Source organism: Jiangella rhizosphaerae, assembly GCF_003579925.1.
GTDB lineage: Bacteria > Actinomycetota > Actinomycetes > Jiangellales > Jiangellaceae > Jiangella > Jiangella rhizosphaerae.
This window is the reverse complement of the sequence record NZ_QUAL01000033.1, coordinates 1-688: the sequence shown is the minus strand read 5'-3', so window position 1 is coordinate 688 and position 688 is coordinate 1. Positions and strand designations below refer to the sequence as shown.

The 688-nt window shown below is 78.2% G+C and carries 1 pseudogene; it reads left to right on the top strand.

The features are described 5' to 3' along the window. Positions 1–227: 227 nt before the first annotated feature. Positions 228–688: pseudogene (locus DY240_RS03630) on the top strand (hypothetical protein); the annotation flags it as partial.

Genomic DNA, 688 nt, shown 5'->3' with positions numbered 1-688 from the left:
GGGCGCATCGACGCCGACCAGGCCCGCCTCATCGCCGAGCGCACCCGCTGCCTCACCCACCCCGACACCCGCCGCCGGGTCGAACAGGCCGCCCTGCCCATCGCCGCCCAGCGCACCCGCTGGGCGCTGGACCAGTGGCTGCGCCGCGAGGTCATCGCCGCCGCCGCTCCGCCGACCGCCGCCACATCACCCGCCCCGAACCCGCCTGCCCGGGCGGTGAGGACGCCATGGCCACCCTCACCCTCTACGGCCCGGCCGAAGACCTCACCGCGCTCTGGGTGGCCACCGACGCCGCCGCCCGCCACGCCCGCACCACCGGCCACGACGCTCGCACCCTGGACCAGCTGCGCTTCGACCTGCTCACCGGCCTGGCCTGGACCGCCCTGGACACCGGCCACCTCGGCTGCTGCCACCCCCACTGCACCACCACAGACCGCAGCAGCAGCGCCGCGAACCCCGACGCCGCGCGACCTGCCGACGCCGCGCGGCTTGCCGACGCCGCGCGACCTGCCGTCGGGCCGGTGCTGCTCGGGCGGCGCCGCGGCCGACCGGCCACCGTGCACGTCACCGTCCCCCTCACCAGCCTGCGCGGCGAAGACGACGCGCCCGGCGACCTCGACGGGTACGGCCCCATCACCGCCACCACCGCCCGCCGCATCGCCGCCCACGCCACCTGGCGCCGCCTGCT